The following is a 3,028-nucleotide window of genomic DNA, read 5'->3' on the forward strand; positions in this document are numbered from 1 at the left end:
ATCAGGTCAAGTCCTCGATCTATTAGTATCAATAAGCTCCATACATTGCTGCACTTCCACCTTTGACCTATCAACCAGGTAGTCTTCCTGGGATCTTAACCTTGCGGTGGGAAATCTTATCTTGAAGTTGGCTTCGCGCTTAGATGCTTTCAGCGCTTATCCATTCCATACATAGCTACCCAGCCATGCCCTTGGCAGAACAACTGGTACACCAGAGGTATGTCCATCCCGGTCCTCTCGTACTAAGGACAGATCTCCTCAAATTTCCTACGCCTGCGACGGATAGGGACCGAACTGTCTCACGACGTTCTGAACCCAGCTCGCGTACCACTTTAATGGGCGAACAGCCCAACCCTTGGGACCTACTACAGCCCCAGGATGTGATGAGCCGACATCGAGGTGCCAAACCTCCCCGTCGATGTGGACTCTTGGGGGAGATAAGCCTGTTATCCCCAGGGTAGCTTTTATCCGTTGAGCGATGGCCCTTCCACGCGGAACCACCGGATCACTAAGTCCGATTTTCATCCTTGCTCGACCTGTATGTCTCGCAATCAAGCTCTCTTTTGCCTTTACACTCTATGTACGATTTCCGACCGTACTGAGAGAACCTTTGAGCGCCTCCGTTACCTTTTGGGAGGCGACCGCCCCAGTCAAACTGCCCACCAGACAGTGTCCCAAGACCAGATTCATGGCCTATGGTTAGAGTCCCAGTACTACAAGGGTGGTATCCAAAGGATGGCTCCGCCAAGACTGGCGTCCTGGTTTCATAGCCTCCCACCTATCCTGTACATGTAGTACCAAGACCCAATGTCAAGCTACAGTAAAGCTCCATGGGGTCTTTCCGTCCTGTCGCAGGTAACCGGCATCTTCACCGGTATTACAATTTCACCGAGTCTGTTGTTGAGACAGTGCCCAAATCGTTACGCCTTTCGTGCGGGTCGGAACTTACCCGACAAGGAATTTCGCTACCTTAGGACCGTTATAGTTACGGCCGCCGTTTACTGGGGCTTAAGTTCACTGCTTCGGATAAATCCTAACAGATCCCCTTGACCTTCCAGCACCGGGCAGGCGTCAGCTCCTATACATCGTCTTACGACTTAGCAGAAACCTATGTTTTTGGTAAACAGTCGCTTGGGCCTATTCTCTGCGGCCACCGGATGGTGGCACCCCTTATCCCTAAGTTACGGGGTCATTTTGCCGAGTTCCTTAACAACAGTTCTCTCGCTGGCCTTAGGATATTCTCCTCACCCACCTGTGTCGGTTTGCGGTACGGGTACCTTTAACCTCGATAGAGACTTTTCTCGACAGTGTGAAATCAGCTACTTCGCTACTAAATTTCGCTCCCCATCGTACCCCAGCATTAATATCCGGACGGATTTGCCTGTCCAGACTGCCTCAGTACTTAGACACACATAACCAACAGTGTGCATAGCTTATCCTACTGTGTCATCCCATTTCTCAAACGGTTATCGGTAGTACAGGAATATCAACCTGTTGTCCATCACCTACGCCTTTCGGCCTCAGCTTAGGTCCCGACTAACCCAGGGCGGACGAACCTTCCCCTGGAAACCTTGGGTTTACGGCCTGTGGGATTCTCACCCACATCTCGCTACTCATGCCAACATTCTCACTCCCATACAGTCCACATGTCCTTACGGTCATGCTTCAACCCGTATGGGAAGCTCCCCTACCCATCATAAATGATGTCGTAGCTTCGGTAGTAAGTTTTAGCCCCGGAAATTTTCGGCGCAGGATCACTCGACCAGTGAGCTATTACGCACTCTTTAAATGAGTGGCTGCTTCTAAGCCAACATCCTGGTTGTCTGTGCAATCCCACATCCTTTACCACTTAACTTACATTTAGGGACCTTAGCTGACGATCTGGGTTGTTACCCTCTCGACTATGAATCTTATCACCCACAGTCTGACTCCTAAGTAAAAGATAACGGCATTCGGAGTTTGATAGTCTTCGGTAAGTGCAATACCCCCTAGGACATTCAGTGCTCTACCTCCGTATCTCTAAACTTAAGGCTAGCCCTAAAGCTATTTCGGGGAGAACCAGCTATCTCCGGGCTCGATTGGAATTTCACCGCTACCCACAAGTCATCCCCGAGCTTTTCAACGCTCGTGGGTTCGGACCTCCGCGAAATTTTACTTTCGTTTCATCCTGCTCATGGGTAGGTCGCCCGGTTTCGGGTCTACGTCAAATAACTGTACGCTCAGTTAAAACTCGCTTTCGCTACGGCTTCACACCATAAGTGCTTAACCTTGCTACTTAACGTAACTCGTTGGCCCGTTCTACAAAAAGTACGCGGTCACACAAGAAATGTGCTTCCACAGCTTGTAAGTGTAGGGTTTCAGGTTCTATTTCACTCCCCTCCCGGGGTTCTTTTCACCTTTCCCTCACGGTACTATACGCTATCGGTCACTAGGTAGTATTTAGCCTTGGAGGGTGGTCCCTCCTGCTTCCCACAGGGTTTCACGTGTCCCGTGGTACTCTGGATCATATCTAAAGCCTTCTTGTTTCGACTACAGGACTGTAACCTTCTGTGGTGGACCTTTCCAGATCTCTTCGTCTACAATAACCGCTCCGTTTATGATATGTCCGCAACCCCAATAAAGCAAGCTTTACTGGTTTGGGCTGTTCCGCGTTCGCTCGCCGCTACTTACGGAATCGAATTTCTTTCTATTCCTCCAGGTACTAAGATGTTTCAGTTCCCCGGGTTCCCCTCATTAAGCTATGTATTCACTTAATGATACTTAGACATTACTCTAAGTGAGTTTCCTCATTCGGAAATCTTCGGATCAAAGTTTACGTGCAACTCCCCGAAGCTTATCGCAGCTTATCGCGTCCTTCATCGGCTCCTAGTGCCAAGGCATCCGCCCTACACCCTTAATAACTTGACCAGAAGTTATTAAATGATGATTAAGTCATCAACTGATAATTTAAAGTATTATCAAACTTATATAATAGATGTCATATCACTAAATATATATATGCAGTTTTCAAAGTGCTAACGCACGTCAC

At 48.7% G+C, this 3,028-nt stretch carries 1 rRNA gene; it reads right to left on the reverse strand.

Annotated features, from left to right (window positions below):
• Positions 1-2: 2 nt before the first annotated feature.
• A 23S ribosomal RNA gene (locus KQI18_RS13815) occupies positions 3-2,907 on the reverse strand.
• Positions 2,908-3,028 lie beyond the last annotated feature (121 nt).

The organism is Metaclostridioides mangenotii, assembly GCF_018917235.1.
GTDB lineage: Bacteria > Bacillota > Clostridia > Peptostreptococcales > Peptostreptococcaceae > Metaclostridioides.